Origin of the sequence: Gilvimarinus sp. DA14 (assembly GCF_024204685.1) — a bacterium.
Lineage (GTDB): Bacteria > Pseudomonadota > Gammaproteobacteria > Pseudomonadales > Cellvibrionaceae > Gilvimarinus.
In genome coordinates this window covers 2,842,928-2,862,850 of record NZ_CP100350.1, presented here as the reverse complement: position 1 = coordinate 2,862,850, position 19,923 = coordinate 2,842,928, and the positions used below count along the sequence as shown (strand labels likewise).

General features: G+C 51.9%; 19 protein-coding genes. 10 read left to right on the top strand and 9 right to left on the bottom strand.

Annotated features, from left to right (window positions below):
• Window positions 1–9: 9 nt before the first annotated feature.
• The 5 genes from NHM04_RS12505 to pilG form a co-directional block, all read right to left on the bottom strand.
• Window positions 10–873, bottom strand: a complete 864-nt coding sequence (locus NHM04_RS12505; RefSeq protein WP_254264121.1) for a protein-glutamate O-methyltransferase CheR — start codon at window positions 871–873, stop codon at window positions 10–12.
• A 28-nt stretch (window positions 874–901) separates the two neighbouring features.
• The gene (locus tag NHM04_RS12500; protein WP_305881944.1) at window positions 902–3,100 is read right to left on the bottom strand and encodes a methyl-accepting chemotaxis protein; all 2,199 of its coding nucleotides are present in this window, start codon (window positions 3,098–3,100) and stop codon (window positions 902–904) included.
• Between the two features lie 122 nt (window positions 3,101–3,222).
• Window positions 3,223–3,765, bottom strand: a complete 543-nt coding sequence (locus NHM04_RS12495; RefSeq protein ID WP_254264120.1) for a chemotaxis protein CheW — start codon at window positions 3,763–3,765, stop codon at window positions 3,223–3,225.
• A gap of 58 nt (window positions 3,766–3,823) precedes the next feature.
• The gene (pilH, locus tag NHM04_RS12490; RefSeq protein ID WP_254264119.1) at window positions 3,824–4,186 is read right to left on the bottom strand and encodes a twitching motility response regulator PilH; all 363 of its coding nucleotides are present in this window, start codon (window positions 4,184–4,186) and stop codon (window positions 3,824–3,826) included.
• A 64-nt stretch (window positions 4,187–4,250) separates the two neighbouring features.
• On the bottom strand, window positions 4,251–4,646 hold the full coding sequence (gene pilG / locus NHM04_RS12485) for a twitching motility response regulator PilG (protein ID WP_020210990.1): 396 nt from the start codon (window positions 4,644–4,646) through the stop codon (window positions 4,251–4,253).
• 329 nt (window positions 4,647–4,975) lie between these two features.
• Here pilG and gshB point away from each other — a divergent pair, with 329 nt between their 5' ends.
• The 10 genes from gshB (at window position 4,976) to NHM04_RS12435 (ending at window position 16,247) form a co-directional block, all read left to right on the top strand.
• The gene (gene gshB / locus NHM04_RS12480; protein ID WP_254264118.1) at window positions 4,976–5,941 is read left to right on the top strand and encodes a glutathione synthase; all 966 of its coding nucleotides are present in this window, start codon (window positions 4,976–4,978) and stop codon (window positions 5,939–5,941) included.
• On the top strand, window positions 5,938–6,867 hold the full coding sequence (locus tag NHM04_RS12475) for an energy transducer TonB (protein WP_254264117.1): 930 nt from the start codon (window positions 5,938–5,940) through the stop codon (window positions 6,865–6,867). The genes gshB and NHM04_RS12475 overlap by 4 nt, the downstream gene beginning before the upstream one ends.
• Before the next feature lie 41 nt (window positions 6,868–6,908).
• Complete coding sequence (locus NHM04_RS12470; RefSeq protein WP_254264116.1) at window positions 6,909–7,499, top strand: YqgE/AlgH family protein; 591 nt, start codon at window positions 6,909–6,911, stop codon at window positions 7,497–7,499.
• Window positions 7,499–7,912: a Holliday junction resolvase RuvX gene (ruvX, locus tag NHM04_RS12465; protein ID WP_254264115.1), complete on the top strand. Its 414-nt coding sequence runs from the start codon at window positions 7,499–7,501 to the stop codon at window positions 7,910–7,912. The genes NHM04_RS12470 and ruvX overlap by 1 nt, the downstream gene beginning before the upstream one ends.
• A 57-nt stretch (window positions 7,913–7,969) precedes the next feature.
• Entirely contained in the window at window positions 7,970–9,133 is a 1,164-nt protein-coding gene (gene hemW, locus NHM04_RS12460; protein ID WP_254264114.1) for a radical SAM family heme chaperone HemW, read from the top strand.
• A gap of 84 nt (window positions 9,134–9,217) precedes the next feature.
• Entirely contained in the window at window positions 9,218–11,620 is a 2,403-nt protein-coding gene (locus NHM04_RS12455; protein ID WP_254264113.1) for a response regulator, read from the top strand.
• 175 nt (window positions 11,621–11,795) lie between these two features.
• The gene (trxA, locus tag NHM04_RS12450) at window positions 11,796–12,125 is read left to right on the top strand and encodes a thioredoxin TrxA (RefSeq protein ID WP_254264112.1); all 330 of its coding nucleotides are present in this window, start codon (window positions 11,796–11,798) and stop codon (window positions 12,123–12,125) included.
• Window positions 12,126–12,525: 400 nt separating this feature from the next.
• Complete coding sequence (gene rho / locus NHM04_RS12445) at window positions 12,526–13,785, top strand: transcription termination factor Rho (RefSeq protein ID WP_254264111.1); 1,260 nt, start codon at window positions 12,526–12,528, stop codon at window positions 13,783–13,785.
• Window positions 13,786–13,888: 103 nt separating this feature from the next.
• Complete coding sequence (gene ubiD, locus NHM04_RS12440) at window positions 13,889–15,376, top strand: 4-hydroxy-3-polyprenylbenzoate decarboxylase (protein ID WP_254264110.1); 1,488 nt, start codon at window positions 13,889–13,891, stop codon at window positions 15,374–15,376.
• A gap of 103 nt (window positions 15,377–15,479) precedes the next feature.
• Entirely contained in the window at window positions 15,480–16,247 is a 768-nt protein-coding gene (locus NHM04_RS12435; RefSeq protein WP_254264109.1) for a ThuA domain-containing protein, read from the top strand.
• A gap of 60 nt (window positions 16,248–16,307) precedes the next feature.
• Here NHM04_RS12435 and NHM04_RS12430 read toward each other — a convergent pair whose 3' ends face one another.
• From NHM04_RS12430 to NHM04_RS12415, 4 genes are all read right to left on the bottom strand, one after another.
• The gene (locus NHM04_RS12430) at window positions 16,308–16,814 is read right to left on the bottom strand and encodes a hypothetical protein (RefSeq protein WP_254264108.1); all 507 of its coding nucleotides are present in this window, start codon (window positions 16,812–16,814) and stop codon (window positions 16,308–16,310) included.
• 459 nt (window positions 16,815–17,273) lie between these two features.
• Complete coding sequence (locus NHM04_RS12425) at window positions 17,274–17,978, bottom strand: hypothetical protein (protein WP_254264107.1); 705 nt, start codon at window positions 17,976–17,978, stop codon at window positions 17,274–17,276.
• 456 nt (window positions 17,979–18,434) lie between these two features.
• On the bottom strand, window positions 18,435–18,836 hold the full coding sequence (locus NHM04_RS12420; protein ID WP_254264106.1) for a hypothetical protein: 402 nt from the start codon (window positions 18,834–18,836) through the stop codon (window positions 18,435–18,437).
• 110 nt (window positions 18,837–18,946) lie between these two features.
• Window positions 18,947–19,822 (bottom strand): transposase, encoded by an 876-nt coding sequence (locus NHM04_RS12415; protein ID WP_254264105.1) that lies wholly within the window; start codon window positions 19,820–19,822, stop codon window positions 18,947–18,949.
• Window positions 19,823–19,923: the final 101 nt, after the last annotated feature.

Here is a 19,923-nt window from a genome sequence, read left to right as displayed (position 1 = left end):
GCGCCTTCCTCATTGTTTTTTATGCTCTTGCCGGATGTAGGCCTGTACGGTCTCGTTGTTGACCCGTTTCATCTGTGGATGATCCCAGTCCGCAGACTCCCCCAAACCAATAACCAGCAAGCCACCCGGCTTTATGCGCTCTACCAGGGAATTTAAAATATCGCGACGCAGCCAACGACGGAAATAAACCAATAGGTTTTGGCAGAATATTACGTCCATCTCTACCTTGGGCATGTCGCCGATCTGCATTACATTGCCATGGGTAAAGCAGACTCGATCGCGCAGTTTGCGCGCAATTTCATAGCTGCCATCATTACACACTTGGGTATAACGTTTAGCCTCTTCAGCTGTCATCTGCTCCAGCGCGCGGGGCAAGTATCGCCCCAGACGCCCCTTTGCCAAAGCAGTGGAGCTGATATCCAGTGCGGTCACACCGTAGTAGGGCTCAAGCTGAGCCAACTCGAAGCAATCGTTTACCACCATTGCCAATGAGTAGGGCTCTTCGCCGGTAGAGCAGCCTACGCTCCACAAGTCAAAGCTTTCACTTAATTGACGATTGTTGATTTTGTCTTGCAGATAGCGTCTTACATACTCAAAAGACGCCCGGTGGCGAAAAAAACTGGTCTCTTTGACGGCGACTCGATCAATCAATATTGACCATTCGAGCCGTCCCTGCAGCCCGTCGGTAACCAGTGAATAATATTCGTTGTAGCTATCATAGCCGAGCTCGCGCATGCGTATGCTCAGCTGCGACTGCAACAAAGACTTTTGCATCGGAGCCAGCTGAATACCGGCGCGCTCTTCCAGCAGCTGACTCCAAGCGGCAAACTCACTGTCACTGAGATCGGCGATCGTCCGTAAAGACCAGCCCATAATTCAGTCCACCGACAATATCTGTGGCTTAGCCCGAGTGACGCTTAGAGCTTTCCAGCTCATCACCATCAATGTCTATTTCCACTTCGTCACTCAGGTCCAAAACTTCCGCTTCTTCCAGCTCTACCGCAGAATCATAGTCGGGCGCTGTCTCAGCCTCGATTTCTGCAGCGGGCGCGGCGGCATAAGCGTTAGCCTCACTGGTATCTTCCTCGGGCAGTTTGAAACCGGCAACTGACTCACGCAGGTCCATGGCCATAGAGGCAAGGTTACCAATCGACTGCGCCGTGGCGCTGGTACCGGCAGAGGTTTGAGTAGTAATTTCCTGAATCACGTTCATCGTGTTGGAGATGTGACCAGCAGACGAGGCTTGCTGACGAGCGGCGTTAGAAATATTCTGAATCAATTCAGCCAAGCTCGTGGATACGTTTTCAATTTCTTCTAGTGCCACACCGGCGTCCTGTGCCAGGCGCGCCCCGCGCACCACCTCAGAGGTGGTTTGCTCCATCGAGATTACAGCCTCGTTGGTATCGTTCTGAATGGTTTTAACCAGCGCTTCAATCTGTTTGGTTGCAGCGGCCGAGCGTTCTGCAAGGCGCTGCACCTCATCCGCAACCACCGCGAAGCCGCGGCCTGCATCACCAGCCATAGAGGCCTGAATCGCAGCGTTAAGAGCCAGAATGTTAGTTTGGTCAGCAATGTCGTTAATCAAAGATACGATGTCACCAATCTCTTGCGACGATTCACCCAATCGCTTAATCCGCTTCGATGTATCTTGAATCTGTTCGCGAATCGTATCCATACCATTAATAGTGTTCTGTACCACCTTGGCGCCGTTACTGGCGATGGATACGGCTCGTTCCGCTACCGCCGCCGATTCAGAGGCGTTGGCCGATACCTGGTCAATGGTAACCGCCATTTCATTTACCGCTGCCGATGCACCGGCAATTTCCTGAGCCTGGTGCTCCGAGGCCTCGGCCAAATGCAGAGCGGTCTGCTGGGTTTCCTGGGCGGCGGCAGATACGTTCACCGCAGTATCGTTAATTCGCGCCACCAGAATCCGCAGCTGGTCAATCGTGTAGTTAATAGAGTCGGCAATCGCACCGGTGAAATCTTCGGTTACCGTGGCGGTGGTGGTCAGGTCACCATCAGCCAGGTCGGCCAGCTCATCCAGCAGCCGCAAAATCGCCGTCTGGTTCTGCTCGTTGGTTTCGGCGGTTACGGCCAGGCGGCGACGAGTACCCATATAAATCAGGGCACCGATTACACCCAAGCAAATAATCGCAGCGGCGGCCAGTGCAAGCAGCACATTGTTGTTCAGTGGACGCGCCTCGCCCTGCACGGATACCTTATCGGTGATATCACTGAGCGATTGCAACAGTACCGGTGTTTGGTCGAGTACAGCTTCTTCGGCCTGACGCGCTTCAAACAGGGCGGGAGCACCTTCGAAAATGGTCTGCACCGAGCCACTTACGGTTTCAAACAACGACGCAATCTCTTCCAGACTGGCGCGGGCATCCGGGTCGGTTACCATTGAAATGCCCATCATCTCGTCGCCTTCACGCATTGCATTCAATACGCGACCATAAATGTTGGCATCGAGGTTAAACTGGTCCGCAACTTTGGTGGCATCCTCATCGCCACCGCGTAGCATTTTATCCACGTTCCGACCGATACGTTCGGCGCGCCAAGACTGCATACGAGCCTGAGAAACCTGTTCCGCCGGCGCGTCGGTTTCCAGCAAAATTTCAACGATGATATTGTGCTGCGATTGCAGGGTAGGCAGGTTGTTGTTCAGCTCGCTACCAACTTGGTTCAGAAACACGATGGTTTCTTGGTTCTCCAAAATGGTCTCAGCGTTAGCCTTCAGGTCTTTCCAGACCGAGCCGTAGCTATCAAATTCGGCCCGCAGCTCTTCGCGGGTATAGGCATCGGCATTGCGCAGCGTCTCCCAAGTGTTCGACATGGTATCAACCACGGTCGATAACTCGGTAAACGCCTCTTCTTCACCCGATGTTGCATCCCGCGCTAACGATGTTAACTGGAAAGCCTGGGCACGCAATTCTGCGGCTTGCTGCAAATATCGCTGATCGTTGGCAGCATTTTTCTGCACCAACATAAAGACCACCAGCGTGGCAACCAAAAAGATTACCAATAGCACGCCAGCAAGAACAATCGCAGGATTGCTCTTGATCGTCCCAGCGATAGTTCTGGACTCAGTTTTCATTGACTCACTCCCGACCGACTTTGTAGCTTGTTGTAAATTGTTGGTAAAGGGTCAATCTGGCCGTCTTTAATCTGCGGCGACCAAAATCCCTCTTGAATCTTTCATTCCGACAAATACCCGAATCAATCTTTAGCCGCGTTGGTAAAGCGCTGATCTCGGGCTAATTCCGATAACTTAAAAACGTTCCATCGCTGCTCACCCACGATGTAACTGCCTTGCACATAAGGCTGAATAGCCTCAACTAAATCTCCACTCTCACTGTGGTATTCATCCACAGGGAAGTGCTGCATACCGAATACTTGATCGACGATCAAACCCGAATACAGCGTTTCGGTTTCTAACACCAGCACCCGACGCCGCTTGCGTCCACCCACCAGGCGCCCGCCGCAAAATGCAGCCAAATCAAACAATGGCAGCAAGCGACCGCGTACATTGGCCACACCACGCACCCAGGGCTGCACGCCGGGCAAATGAGTAAAATGAGGGACTTCGAGCATTTCCGCGACTTCATCCATGGAAGCGACGAAGTAGCTGCCTAACAGGGTAAAACCCACCCCGCTCCACTGCTCGCGCACATCCAGCTGGGCGGGAAGCCCGCGCGCTGCATTGCGACTGCCTTGAGCTAACCGTGCAAGCGCTGTAAACGCACTGGATTGTTCCGCCATAAATTCGGTTCCGTTAATTTAGTTATTGGCTCCTTACCCAAACGCGAACGCCGGGCAGCTAGGCCATTACTTCATTTATGGCATTCATCAATACATCAGCTGTAATGGGTTTAGCCAGATAGGCTTTTGCGCCCTGGCGCATACCCCAAACGCGATCGGTTTGCTGATCTTTGGTGGTCACGATAATCACGGGAATGTTGGCCGTTTCCGGCGCTTTGGTCAGCTGGCGAGTGGCCTGAAAGCCGTTTAAACCCGGCATGACGATATCCATTAAGACAACATCTGGCTTTTCTTTTTTTGCCAGCTCAACACCCTCTTCGCCGTTGGGGGCGGTGAGTACGGCATGGCCGCTTTTTTCCAGCATGGTGGTCAGTTTATAAGTTTCGGTTGGCGAATCATCGATGATTAATACTCTGGCCATGGGATCCCCAATAAATATTAAGTAGTCTAAGTCTTCGGTTATTTTAGTGTTATGGCTGTAATTCTCAGGAGGCTTTAGCCTGTTTTACATGCTCTTCGATGGCCCCTAACAGCTCACTTTTGCTGAATGGCTTAGTCAGGTACTGATCGGAACCGACAATTCTGCCCTTGGCCTTATCAAACAAGCCGTCTTTGCTGGACAGCATAATGACCGGCGTGGATTTAAACTCGGTATTATTCTTAATCAGTGCACAGGTCTGATAGCCGTCCAGGCGGGGCATCATAATATCCACAAATATGATGTCGGGACGCGAATCAGCAATTTTTGCCAGAGCATCAAACCCGTCGGTAGCGGTAATGACAGTGCAACCTGCTTTTTTTAGCAGCGTTTCGGCGGTACGACGAATGGTTTTACTGTCGTCGATCACCATGATTTTGAGACTTTCCAAGCTAACGTCCATACATACTGACCTTTGCGTTGTATTTTTTGGGATCTGCCTAGACGCGCTGCTACCCGGAGGAAACCGAGAGCGCACCGGGCCCGGCCGCAAACGATCCGGGTTTATTTATACGACCAACTTTTAACATAGTTTTTAGGCTTTATCTATAAATGACTGAATATATTCAAAAATCAACAGTTTAACCACTTTGATATTACTCTCAATTATGACGAAACAGGCTTGCGTCGGCACCACTGAGCGGATAACTTTACCCCTTTTCGGACAAAGCCTGCGCCATAGCCATCGTGCAAAGCCAAGGCAGCCGCCAACGACCAGCTGGATTCACTGTAATGAGCCTTAAAATCGGCGTTGTGATGGACCCCATCGCAAGCATAACCTACTACAAAGATACGACATTAGCGTTGCTATTAGCCGCCCGCGAGTGCGGTCATGAACTCTATTACATGGAGCCCACGGATCTGTATTTGAGTCGCGATCAGGCGCGCGCCTTCGCTCGCCCACTCGAGGTGTTTGAAGACGCAGATAAATGGCACGAGCTGGGAGCGCCCAGCGATATTGCGCTGGGCGAGCTAGATGCCATTTTGATGCGCAAAGATCCGCCTTTTGACACCGACTATATATACAGCACCTACATACTCGAGGCAGCCCAGCGCCAAGGCGCCCTGATCGTGAATGACCCGGCCAGCCTGCGCGACTGCAACGAGAAGATCTTTGCCACTCAGTTTCCCCAGTGCTGCCCTCCGATGATCGTCAGCGCGCGCATGGATCAACTAAAGAGCTTCCACAAAGATCACAAAGACGTCATTTTTAAGCCCCTGGACGGTATGGGCGGCAGCGGCATATTTCGCTGCCGCGCCGATGACCCCAACGTCGGCTCAATCCTCGAAACGCTGACCGAACAGGGCCGTCACCTCATCATGGCGCAGAAGTTTATTCCTGAAATCAGCAATGGCGACAAACGCATTCTGGTGGTGGCCGGCGAAGCCATCCCCTATGCCCTGGCCCGCATTCCCGCAGAAGGTGAAACCCGTGGCAACCTTGCGGCTGGCGGCCGGGGCCAGCCGCAACCTCTGACCGAACGCGACCAATGGATTGTCAGCCAGGTGGCACAGCAACTGGTGGAGCGCGGCCTGCTGTTTGTCGGGCTTGATGTCATCGGCGACTATCTCACCGAGATTAATGTCACTAGCCCCACCTGCGTGCGCGAAATTGACCGCGCTTATGACACCCAAATAGGCGCCAAACTGATGCAGGCAGTCGAAAACCAAGTGTCATCGAGGGCCGCTAAAGTATGAGCACCGGCGGCAACAGCGCTGCAGCAAACGCTGTCGCGGTGGGCGTGGACACCAGTGTTAAAAGCCTGGATCGCTTGAGCTTTACGGTTTTTGTCGCCATCGTCGCTCATGCATTGCTGATTTTCGGACTTACTTTCAGCCTCCCCAAACCCGATGATCTGGCTCCGACGCTGGAAATTACTCTGGCTAATTATCAGTCTGCAACGGCCCCGCAGGATGCGCGATTTCTCGCGCAACACAATCAAGAAGCAAGCGGCACCGAACTTGCCGATCAAGAGCTAACCACCGATCAGCAAGCGGATTTTGCCGCGCCTCAGGTGAAGCCAATTAATCCGGTGCCACGGATTCAAGCGGCCTCGGAAGCAATGGCTACTCAGGCGCAAATCGTCACCAGCACAGAGGCGTCTCCAAGACAGATCCAGCAGCCCACCGACAGCGAGAGCCAGCGCCAAGAAGACGAGCGCGAGGGCCAACCGGATGAGCAACCACTAGTCACACCAGAAATTGCCAGCCTGCAGGCCAAGCTCGACCGCCAGCGTCAGGAATATGCCAAGCGCCCTCGCCTGCGTCGCCTGACCTCAGTGGCGACTAAAACAGCACCCGAGGCTGAGTATTTGCTTAACTGGAGCCGGAAAATCGAGCAGGTGGGTAACGACAATTATCCACAGCAGGCGTTATCACAGCGCATTACAGGAAAACTGCGGATGTCGGTAACGATTAACCCCAACGGCACCATTCGCGAGTTAGAGCTGTCTGAGTCCTCGGGTATCGGAATTCTGGATCAAGCCGCATTGCAGATCGTGCGCCTCGCCGCCCCGTTCGACCCCATTCCTGCTCAAGTACGGGCAAATTACGACCAACTGCAAATTATCCGCACCTGGTCGTTCGAGATAGACGGCCTGAGTACCGCCTCGGCCAGTCAATAACACGCTTGAGTTTGTCCGCATTCGCCCTAATACTTAACAACATGACCACGACCGACACCAACGAATCTCTGGAACCTGGCTCACTTCGCAATCATTTCCTGATTGCCATGCCCGGCATGAGCGATCCTCATTTTGCCCACAGCGTAACCTATATCTGTGAACACTCAGATGATGGCGCTATGGGGATTGTCATCAACCTGCCTATGGATCTGACACTGGGCGACATTTATCAACAGCTTGAACTGAGCCTAGAACACAGCTCAGCCGAACGCCCCGCCCTGGCGGGCGGCCCGGTCAGTGTCGAGCGCGGTTTTGTCTTGCACCCCAACTGTGCCAACCAGCAATGGCAATCGAGCATCCAGGTGTCACCCGATATTTCGCTCACCGCAAGCCGGGACATTCTTGAAGCCATGGCCGAAGGCCGAGGGCCTGAAAACTCACTGGTGGCGCTGGGCTATGCCGGCTGGGAAAAGGGCCAACTGGAACAGGAAATTGCCGACAACGCCTGGCTGACAGTTCCCGCCGATCAACAAATTTTATTTCACACCCCCACCGAGCAGCGCTGGGCTGCGGCTGCACGCAACCTCGGTATCGACCTCAACTTAATTTCCAGTGTCGCGGGCCACGCATAGTGACCGCACTGCTCGCCTTCGACTATGGCACTCGCAGTATCGGTGTAGCCACCGGGCAACGTCAGACCGGCATGGCCTCGCCGCTCACCGAATTGCGCGCCCGCGACGGCATTCCCAATTGGGATGAGATTAAAAAACTGCTGGATGAATGGCAGCCCGATTTAGTGTTAGTCGGTCTACCCCTAAATATGGACGGCAGCGAGAGCGAGCTGAGCACACGCGCACGCAAATTCGCCAATCGTATTCACGGCCGTTTCGGGCTGGCGGTACAAATGGTAGATGAGCGCCTGTCCAGTTTCGAAGCCAAACAAGAGCACCGCGCCGCAGGCGGCTCGAGCCATTATAAAAGCGATCCGGTAGACGCGATTGCAGCAAGGCTGATTCTGGAAACCTGGCTCAATCAGAACGCATAGGCAGAGCCGGCGCTCCGTGCGATAATAACAGCGCAATACTCTAACCCTGGTGCCACCTTGTCGAGCCTGCAGATTCCCCCTCTATCACTCTACATCCATATTCCCTGGTGCGTGCGCAAATGCCCGTATTGCGATTTTAACTCCCACCAGGCGGCAGCCGAATTACCCGAAGCCGAGTATGTAGCTGCCCTGGCCCAAGACTTAAGCGCCGATGCCGAATTGGCCCAGGGGCGCAAGCTGGGCAGCATTTTTTTTGGCGGCGGCACCCCCAGCCTTTTCTCGGCACAAGCAATAGGCCAAATACTGCAGGATGCAGAGTCGATCATTGGCTTTGAATCCGGCATAGAAATCACCCTAGAAGCCAACCCAGGCACCTTTGAGCAAGCAAAGTTCACGGATTTTCGCCGCGCCGGCGTCAACCGACTTTCTATCGGTATTCAGAGCTTTGCCGATGCACAGTTAAAAGCACTGGGGCGGATACACGACAGCGCCGCGGCGCATCGAGCGGTCGCCACGGCGAGGCGAGCCGGTTTCAACAATATCAACCTGGATTTAATGCACGGCCTGCCGGACCAAAGCCGAGCGGCGGGGCTGGAAGATTTACGCACCGCGATAGATTTCGCGCCCGAGCACATCAGCTGGTACCAGCTGACCATCGAACCCAATACCGTTTTCTACAGTCAGCCGCCCCAGCTACCCGAAGAAGACACCCTGGCCGATATTCAGGACGACGGCCACGATCTGCTGCAAGCGGCAGGCTACAAGCGTTACGAAGTATCTGCCTACGCAAGCGGCCCACAGGCAAAGCATAATATTAACTACTGGCAATTCGGCGACTATCTGGGCATAGGCGCAGGCGCGCACGGAAAAATCACCCTTGCCGAGGAAGACACCATCATCCGCCAGTGGAAAACCCGTCAGCCGGATCGCTATCTGCAGGCAGGTACTGGGCCCGGGCGCTTTACCAACCCGGCCATTGCGGGGCGCGAAACCATAGATCCAGACGCGCGACCGCTGGAGTTTCTGCTTAACGCCCTGCGTCTGCTCGAAGGCTGTGAGCCGAGCCTCTATCAACAGCGCACTGGTCTCAAGCTGAGTTCTCTGCACCCCCAATGGCAGCGCCTGCACACGCGCGGCTTGGTCACCTCCTTAGAAGAGCGCATTGGCACCACCAACCTGGGATTAAGGTTTCTCAACGAGGTACTTGGTTGTTACAGTTAGCGTCGCCAATATCAGTATTTATCGGCAAAGCTGGCGCCCACTGCTACACTTAAGCGACCGTTCACAGCCCAGCATTTACACTCAATGCCATCATTTGCACGCTACACCCGCGACAACCCTATCGCCGCCCGCCTGCTCGGCCTGATTATTCTTTGCAGCTCTCTGATTACCCTAATTGCTATCGTATTACAGCTTTATACTAGCTTTAACGACGATGTTTCCTCACTGGAAAAACGCCTTGATCAGGTGCGAGTCAGCACCCTCGCCAGCATCACCAAAAGCCTTTGGGGCTTCGATCAGGACCAACTGCAAGTTCAGGTAAACAGCGTGCTAGATGTGGCGGATGTGGTGCAAGTAAAAGTCGACTGGCTGGACTGGAACAACAAGCCCCAGGTTCTTACCGTCAGCAAACAGGCGATAGACGACCAGGCGATCGCCGCTAATCCATCGCGTTTTCTGACCAAACACTATGATCTAATCTACCAGGACGAAACCACCAAACCCCAAGACTTAGGGCAGCTGACTATAACGGCCAATTTGTCGAGCATTTACGACAAACTCTGGGAGCGCGCGCTGTTTATTGCGCTGATCCAAGGCACCAAGACCCTACTGGTATCCATCCTTATCTTGTGGCTGATACACACCCTACTGACCCGGCACATGGACACCATTGCCCAGTACACGCGCCGTCTCAACCTCGACAAACTAGCCACCCCGCTAACCCTTAACCGAGTTAAAACCGATCCCCGCCCCGATGAGCTGGACAATGTGACTGACGCCATCAATGACATGCGCGAAACCTTGCTTGAAGATCTAGACCAGCGCCGCTCGATGGAGCTGGCGCTGTTAGCGGAAAAAGAGGAAAAGCTGGAAACACGCCGACAAAAGCTCGCCGCCGAAGACGCCAGCCGCGCGAAAAGCCAGTTTTTAGCCACCATGAGCCACGAAATTCGTACCCCTATGAACGGTGTCATAGGCATGCTGGAAATGCTGCGCGACACGCCACTGGACGACAACCAAAAACACTATCTGGACGTCATCCATCGCTCCGGCGAGACCTTGCTGGAAATCATCAACGACATTCTCGATTACTCCAAGATTGAAGCGGGCAAAATGCAGCTGGAAAAAACGGAGTTCGATCTACCGGCTCTGGTTGAAGATACTGTGCAACTGTTCGGACCAACCGCTAACAAACGTCGCCTGGAGCTCTACTGTTATATCGCCCCTCAAGTGCCGCACAAAGTACTTGGAGATCCAACACGGCTGCGACAAATCATTATTAACTTGATGGGCAACGCCTTTAAATTTACCCAGCAAGGCTGTATTAGCCTCGAGATTATGCCCGCCGCCGACTCCAGCATCGACCAGCCCAAACTCATGTTTAGCGTAAATGACACCGGAATTGGCATACGCCCCGAGGTGCAAGAGCACTTGTTCGATGCTTTTAACCAGGCCGACACCACCACCACCCGCAACTATGGAGGCACCGGGCTGGGCCTGGCTATTTGCAAGAGCCTATGCGAACTCATGCACGGAGATATTGGCGTGAGCAGCGTCAAAAATGAGGGATCGCGTTTTTGGTTTACCGCCCGCTTTAACAGCGCTGCAACAGCAGCCGAGGTAAAAGCCAATACTCAACTCGCCGGCAAGCATTTGCTCCTGGTAGAACCTTCCGAGCCCATCCGGCTGCTGATGCGGCGATTGTGCCAAGAGTGGCAAGTAAAGCTCAGCTGCGCCGTTAACGCCAGCTCGGCGCTGGAGCTGATTGAACAACTCGATTTCGACCTGGCGGTCGTATGTCAGGAGCTGCCAGTTATGTCAGGCCTCGCGCTGGCTGAGCGCATACGTCGGCACCACAATCACCAGCAGCTGCCGATCGTTCTGCTCACAGGTTCGGAAGAGCCAATAGACAGCGCTGCACAACAACAGCTGAAAATTTCCAAGGTGCTGCGCAAACCAGTTATTCCCCGTCACCTGTTCGCCGCACTGTGCACCAGCCTAAACCTTGACCCACCGGCGCAGCAAAACCAAGTGCAGGAGACCAGCGTAGAGGCGCGCCTGCTCTCGAGCCTGAATATTCTGGTAGCAGAGGACAATGCGGTAAACCGTATGGTGATCACCGGCTTGCTGGGCAAGCTGGCCGTGTCTCCCACCGTCGTGGAAAATGGCGAGCAGGCCCTGCGAGCAGTGCAGAGCGCCGAGCGCGCCTATGACCTGATCCTAATGGACTGCGAAATGCCAGAGCTGGACGGTTTTGCCGCGACCCGTGCGATTCGCGCCTACGAACGTCAGCACAACCTTACCGCTACTACGATCGTCGCGCTTACCGCGCACGCCTTGGAGGAACACCGCGAAGCCGTATTCGCCTGTGGCATGGATCATTTTCTATGCAAGCCGATTACCCTGGAAAGCCTGTGCAAAGCCCTGGACAAACTCGGCCTGACCCAGCAAATGACCTCTCTGGGCAAGCCGTCTGACGAAAGATAGACCTCACCAATTGGCACCATAGTCTATTTCGGCTTGATCGGTATCTGTGCAATCCTTATTATGCAAGCCATTGCGAGGCTTGATTTAAGCGCTTGAGCCCCCATTTACCCGTGCAGGGCATTCCCATTGCACACACACTCAAATACCCAAATACGGGCCTGGAGACTATTTGACTATGAGTAACGACGCCATTGTTCACGTTACCGACGATTCTTTCGACGCCGATGTTCTGCAATCTGATCTGCCGGTACTGGTAGACTTCTGGGCAGCCTGGTGCGGCCCCTGCAAAATGATCGCGCCGGTTCTCGATGAGCTGGCCGACCAATATGCGGGCAAAATCAAAATCGCCAAAATGGATGTAGATGCCAACAAAGAAACCCCGGCCAAGTTTGGTATTCGCGGTATTCCAACACTGATCATCTACAAAGGCGGCAGCGCCGAGTCCACTAAAGTGGGCGCCCTGAGCCGTGCTCAGCTGGTTGAATTTATCGATTCTGCGCTATAAATTCGACCCATCCCGCAGGCGATGCCCATTGTCTGCGGGGGGCTTTGCACTTTCCCAACTTTGCCGCTATACTCCGAACACCTGTTACAGCTCTCGTTAGTTAAGCCCACTTTCAAGCGACACACACCCGCCAGAATTGGGCCAACAAAGATTCCCTGAGACTTTCCCTACGCTTTTCAAGATAGCTCTGTAGGTTATTCGGTAACGAATGCTTTGTAACAAAAACGTAATTGCAGTTTGCGTCATAAAACAACAAGATACGCGCAAACTTAAACGGGCTGCCTGCGGGTTGCTCACCAGTAACTAGCAACCCGAGTTAACTCTTTCAATCTGCTGAGCAGATCAACCATTCAGGCATTAACTTCCTGCATAAACTTTTCACTTAACCAAGTCCAACTGTATGAACCTTACCGATCTTAAAAAGAAACCCATTGAAGAACTGATTGATATCGCCCGCGAAATGGGGCAAGAAAACCTCGCCCGCTCGCGCAAACAAGACATCATCTTTAATATCCTCAAGCGCCACGCCAAAAGCGGTGAAGACATCTACGGCGACGGGGTGCTGGAAATTCTACAAGACGGCTTCGGCTTTTTGCGCTCAGCCGACAGTTCATACCTGGCCGGTCCCGACGACATTTACGTGTCGCCCAGCCAAATTCGTCGCTTTAACCTGCGCACCGGCGACACCATTGCGGGTAAGATTCGCCCCCCTAAAGAAGGCGAACGCTATTTTGCCCTGCTGAAGGTTAACGAGATTAACTTCGACAAACCCGAAAGCTCCCGCAACAAAATTCTCTTTGAAAACCTCACCCCCCTCTTCCCCGACGAACGCCTAGTACTCGAAGCTGGTAATGGCTCTACCGAAGACTTGACCGGCCGCATCATTGATCTGATCAGCCCTATCGGTAAGGGTCAGCGCGGCTTGATTGTCGCACCGCCCAAGGCGGGTAAAACCATCATGATGCAGAACATTGCTCAGGCCATCACTCGCAACAACCCTGAGTGCCACCTGATCGTACTGCTGATTGACGAGCGCCCGGAAGAAGTAACCGAAATGCAGCGCTCCGTACGCGGTGAAGTGGTTGCCTCCACCTTCGATGAACCACCAGCGCGCCACGTGCAAGTGGCCGACATGGTGATTGAGCGCGCCAAACGCCTGGTAGAGCACAAAAAAGATGTCATCATCCTGCTGGACTCCATCACTCGTCTGGCTCGCGCCTATAACACTGTGATTCCCTCATCCGGTAAAGTTCTGACCGGCGGCGTGGATGCCCACGCTCTGGAGCGCCCCAAGCGTTTCTTTGGTGCCGCGCGTAACATTGAAGAGGGCGGTAGCCTGTCTATTATCGCTACCGCACTGGTGGACACCGGCTCGAAAATGGACGAAGTGATTTACGAAGAGTTTAAAGGCACCGGTAACCTTGAGCTGCACTTGGATCGCAAGATCGCGGAAAAACGTACCTACCCTGCCATTAACGTACGCCGCTCCGGCACTCGCCGCGAAGATTTGTTAATGAAAGACGACGAAATGCAACGCGTATGGATTTTGCGCCGCCTGCTGAACGATATGGAAGACGTAGCGGCCACCGAATTCTTGGTGGATAAGCTAAAAGACTTTAAAACCAACGATGAATTCTTCCTGTCGATGAAAAGAAAGTAAGCCACCGGTGAACGGTTGACGAAAAACGGGGAACGTAAATGTTCCCCGTTTTTCGTTATACTTTCCAGCCACCGTATCCCGTAAACCGTTTTCCGGACCCATCATGAAATACACCGACCTTCGCGATTTTATCTCCCAACTCGAAGCGCGCGGCGAACTTAAACGCATCAGCGTCGAAGTTGACCCCAACTTGGAAATGACCGAAATCTGCGACCGCACCTTGCGCGCTGGCGGCCCTGCCCTTTTGTTTGAAAACCCCAAAGGTTACGACATTCCGGTACTGGGCAACCTGTTCGGCACCCCCGAGCGGGTAGCCATGGGCATGGGCGAAGATTCGGTGGAAGCGTTGCGCGAAATCGGCAAGCTCCTGGCCTTTTTAAAAGAACCCGAGCCGCCCAAAGGCCTAAAAGACGCCTGGGAAAAAATGCCCATCTTTAAACAAGTGCTGAACATGGCGCCCAAGGTGTTAAAAAAAGCGCCCTGCCAAGAGGTCATCATTAACGAGCAGGACATCGACCTCGACAAACTTCCCATTCAAACCTGCTGGCCAGGCGATGCCGCGCCGTTGGTCACCTGGCCATTGGTTATTACCCGCGGCCCCCACAAAGAGCGCCAAAACCTGGGTATTTATCGCATGCAAAAGATCGGTAAAAACCGTCTGATCATGCGCTGGTTAAGCCACCGCGGCGGCGCGCTGGATTTTCGCGAATGGCAGCAAGAGCATCCGGGCAAACCCTTTCCCGTGGCGGTCGCCTTGGGCGCCGACCCAGCCACAATTTTAGGGGCGGTCACACCCGTGCCAGATACGCTGAGCGAATACGCTTTTGCAGGCCTGCTGCGGGGGGATAAAACCGAGGTAGTAAAAGCAGGCGACAACGAGCTGCAGGTACCCGCCTCGGCCGAGTTTATTTTAGAGGGCCACATCGCACCTGACGATATGGCGCCTGAAGGGCCCTACGGTGACCACACCGGCTACTACAACGAAGTCGACAGTTTTCCGGTCTTTACCGTCACCCGCATCACCCACCGTAAAGATCCCATTTACCACAGCACCTATACCGGCCGGCCGCCAGACGAGCCTGCGGTATTGGGCCTGGCGCTGAACGAAGTCTTTATTCCGCTGCTGCAAAAGCAGTTTCCGGAAATTGTCGATTTTTATCTTCCGCCAGAAGGTTGCTCATATCGCATGGCCGTCGTCACCATGAAAAAACAATACCCGGGTCACGCCAAACGGGTGATGATGGGCGTTTGGTCATTCCTGCGACAGTTTATGTACACTAAGTTCGTCATTGTCACCGACGACGACGTCAACGCCCGCGACTGGAAAGACGTCATCTGGGCCATCACCACCCGTATGGACCCGGCGCGCGATACCACACTGGTGGAAAACACACCTATCGATTACTTGGACTTTGCCTCCCCTGTATCGGGCCTGGGCTCCAAAATGGGTATGGACGCCACCAATAAGTGGCCAGGAGAAACCGATCGCGAATGGGGCGAGCCCATTGTGATGGATGAGGCAGTCAAAACTCGGGTGGATGCCCTATGGGACAGCTTAGGCATAGGGACTACCGACACCAAGGCGCGTTAATAATTGCTAACACGGTTGTCTCTCCCGCAAGCGCCGTTTATCTTTATCGGCACACAAAACGCGCGCCCATAGCAGGCGCCCTTAACAATAATGGAGAAATGCCATGCGCTCATTTACCGCCAGGCTGGCCCTGGCAGCCACCCTACTTGTCTCAGCCCTACCCGCGCTCGCCGAACAGTTTAGCGTTCTGCTGTTCACCAAAACTGGAGGCTGGCATCACAAATCCATCAACGCCGGTGTGGATGCCATGCAGGAAATGGCCGAGCGTCATCACTTCAAGCTCGACTGGCAAGAAATGTCCGACGTATTTGCCGACGACCGCCTGAAAAACTACGACGTGATCGTCTTTTTAAACACTACCGCAGACATCCTCAACGACGACCAGCAAGCCGCCATGGAGCGATTTATTCAGTCCGGTAAAGGCTTCGTCGGTATCCACTCAGCATCCGATACCGAATACGACTGGGACTGGTACACCAAAATGGTCGGCCGCACCTTCCACATTCATCCGGCCATTCAAACCGCCGAAGTGGAAGTACTGGATCGTAAATTTCCCGGCCTAGAGCGCATGCCCGACCGCTTCCTGTGGACCGACGAATACTACGAATTTGGCGCCGAGCGCATCGACGGTCTCAATTACATTCTCGCCGTAGACGAAAACACCTATGACCCGGTTGCCGACTGGGGCCAGGTGGCCGGTAAAGGCATGGGCTTTCACCCAATTGCCTGGTACCACGAATACGACGGCGGCCGTGCTTTCTACACCGGCTTAGGCCACATGCCTTCCACCTATAAAGACAAAATGTTCCTGGAGCATATCTACGGCGGCGTGTACTGGGCCGCGACGGGAAAAGGGCTTCGAAAAAAATAATTGCACATAAAAAAAGCCCGCTGTTTAAGCGGGCTTTTTTTATCGCTGTAACCGAAAACCTTACTCGCACATCATGCTGGTAATGTCATCAATCGACAAATCGGTTGCTCTCTTCGACGTCAAGCGGAAAGAGACACCGCCGAGTGTCAACGCCATGCTACCCACTGTCGAGATACCGCCTGCCGAGATTCGGGTAATTTCATCGCCCGTCATTTCTAACGTGACGGTATTGCCACCAATATCAATCGAGTAATCGCCGGACGACTCTGCATTTAAGCTAGATCCCGTAATATCGGCGTTCGCATCATCCTCTACAGCCTCGCGGTAGCAATTATCGCCCGCGTCTGCGCCGTCGCCTAAATAATTGTAAGCCGTTAAGGTACCGCTGGAATCGATGTAATAATAGTTTTTATCTACCCCAGATGAAGCATCGTACAACCCCATAACCTCATCAAATTCTGTGGATTCAGAACTGGAACCGCTAGATGAACTTGACGCCACACTCGAAGAGGATTCACCAAAAGGGCCTTCTTCACCTCCGCCGCACGCCGAAAGAGTGAGAGCCATAAGCGCTGCTATTAACCTTGCATTCATATGCATATCTGTCTCCATGTTTTTATCAAACATAATAAGGTACGCGACTAAAAATTGAGCTCCGCGAAATAGCTAAAAGTGTAAAAATAATGGTGAACTGTGAAAACATTGGCTCCATCCTTAAACAGGCCTTCACCTCCTTGCGAGGATTCATGACCTAAGCCAAATTTAATCTAATTCATATCAGCTTTCGCTGCTCATTCTCGCAAAAAGAGAATCTGTGGGTCAAATACTAACTGCGACGCCGTAACAAATAAACAAAGTTTCTCACACACAAAACGATTGCGTGAGTGGGCTTTCACCCAATCCTTCTACCACGAATACGACGGCGCCTACTGGGCTGCAACGGGAAAAGAATGGCGCAAAAAATAATTACCTATAAAAAAAGCCCGCTGTTTAAGCGGGCTTTTTTTATCGCTGTAGCCGAAAACTTTACTCGCACATCATGCTGGTAATGTCATCAATCGACAAGTCAGTTGCTCTATCCGGCGTCAAACGAAAAGAGACACCGCCGAGCGTCAACGACATGCTACCCCCTGCCGAGATACCACCCGCCGAGATTCGGGTAATTTCATCACCCGTCATTTCTAACGTGACGGTATTGCCCCCAATATCAATCGAGTAATCACCGGACGACTCTGCATTTAAGCTAGATCCTGTAATATCTGCGTTTACGTCATCCTCTACAGCCTCGCGGTAACAATTGTCGCCCGCATCTGCGCCGTCGCCTAAATAATTGTACGCCGTCAAGGTACCGCTGGAATCGATGTAATAATAGTTGTTATCTACTCCAGATGAAGCATCGTACAGCCCCATAATCTCATTGAATTCTGTAGATTCAGAACTAGCAACACTTGATGAACTGGACTGGGCAGTAGAAGCAACACTCGAAGCGGATCCACCAGAGGAACTACCGCCTCCACCGCACGCAGAAAGTGCAAGGGCCATAAGCGCTGTCATTAACTTAGCATTCATATGCATCTTGGTCTCCATATTTTTTATCAAACACAACACAGCACGCGAATGCGAAATACGCACCGCGAAATCACTAAAAGTGAAAAAAATAAAACTGAATTGTGGGAAGGTAGGCTTCATCCTTAAAAGTATTCTCGCATCCTTGCAGGGATTATTGGCCAAAGCCAAATCAAAACTATTTAAGTAGTTATTATTCTTTATTTACCATATCCATTTTCTGCTCTCATAAGAAACGGATACGCGAGAGGAATGTTAACCGCGATTTCGTCACAAATAAACAGAGCTTCTCACGCCAAAACCGAAGATGTGACACAGCGCACAGGACCGCACAAATGGACAACGTTGTCCATTTGGCTCGAGATACTTATAAGTCAGACTAATTCATAAACTAAATTTATAAAATCAATGGTTTTGCGATTAAGTGAACTGTCGCCAGAACTTGCGCGGAAAATTCTATGCGTAGTGGTCTGACCATAAGAAGAGGCTAAATATGCCTCCAATTTCTAAGCCCGTTTTTTTGTAGAAACCTCAAACACTACTGAGGGCACAATTGTCCCTTATTAAAAGTGCCCGTTAAACTGTAGCAGGTTCAACTTGAACCCAATGATCTCAATGATCCTATTGATTGTAATTGGAATCAGCAGCTGGCTCTTTAAATTTTTTGAAAAAGAACCGTGTCTTAAATGTGGAATCAATATTATCTTCATTGTATGAATAATCTAGACCATCATACACAACACTTTCATCTCCTCTGGAAGTTATAGTTAGCTCCATACCTTTCAAATAAGTTATCAAATATTTCTTTTCGTCTTTATTTAGTCGATTACTATTTTCACAAATGTTTTTAGCACATGAAATATACTTAGAGGCAGACTCCCAATCAAGCAACTGGAAATAAGCCGTAGCAGTCAAAATAGAAGTTGTAACATTATCTTTTCCCAATATCGCCCTACATTTATTTAGTAATTCAATCACTTCCTTCCAATTTTTATCCAAACATTTTCTATCAACTTTGTTCAAAGTATTAGCGTATCTTACAGACTTAACTATCCTTTTAATCATAAAAACCCTCACATAAGTTACACGAAAAAAGCAGTGTAACTCTGATTTTATTCATGAAAAGAATAGGGTCAGGTCTTGAATTGTGAATTCTCGTGGGCTTTTATTATTTTACTCACAGAAGAGTAATGTAACCCAAAGTACTCAGCTATTTCTTTCATTTTATACCCACCCGAAAGCCAGGTGGCTACTATCGCTTCATTGCGTGATTCGGCTGATCTTGCATAGTCACTCAGTGGTTTAGCGAATGGGCGCCTTTGACTGCTTGGTACCTCATCTAAGCTTTTATCAGAATCCAATAACGTTTGCATCTGCTCAACAAATGCTTCACTTCCTAGAAACACCTGATTCTTTAAACTTTCCCACGGTGATGGCTGCCCTTTCCCTTCTTCCACAAAGCGCTGATAGCGCTCACAAGCGGTTTTTCGTCGGCGAGCAAAACTGCTCAGCAACCAATCGACATTTAACCAAGGTTTTACCGGCTCGAATCCAGCCGTTGCTCGATAACTACTCCAGCGCCATTGCTGGGCTTTTCGGACCATTCTCGCTCGAACAGGGTTTAAAACGATATAACGCGCCAACTCCAGCAAGTAGGATTCCTTATCAACAAGAATCGCCTTGTAGCGCCCCTGAAACACATGGCCTACACGGGAATGCAGCCGATTAAAACGCTGCGTATAAACACCGTTTAGTTGGCGCATTCCCACGGACAAATTAGACTCTGGGGTTTCTATCAGAATATGATAATGATTACTCATCAGGCAGTAGGCATGGCAAACCCAATTGTAGCGGTTGCAAACCTCACCCAACACTTCCAGCCAGACTGCTCTATCCTCATCATTCAGATAGATATCTTCCCTACCATCACCCCGTGAAGTGACATGATAGAGAGCTCCGGCAAATTCTATGCGTAGCGGTCTGGCCATAAGAATCAGATTAGCAGTCAATCGTCGAATTCACAATTCAAGACCTGACCCCAATCTCTCTGTTATTGATCTGAAGACGGGGCATTTGCTCCTCCTTGAACAAATCAATTGTCCTAACCTTA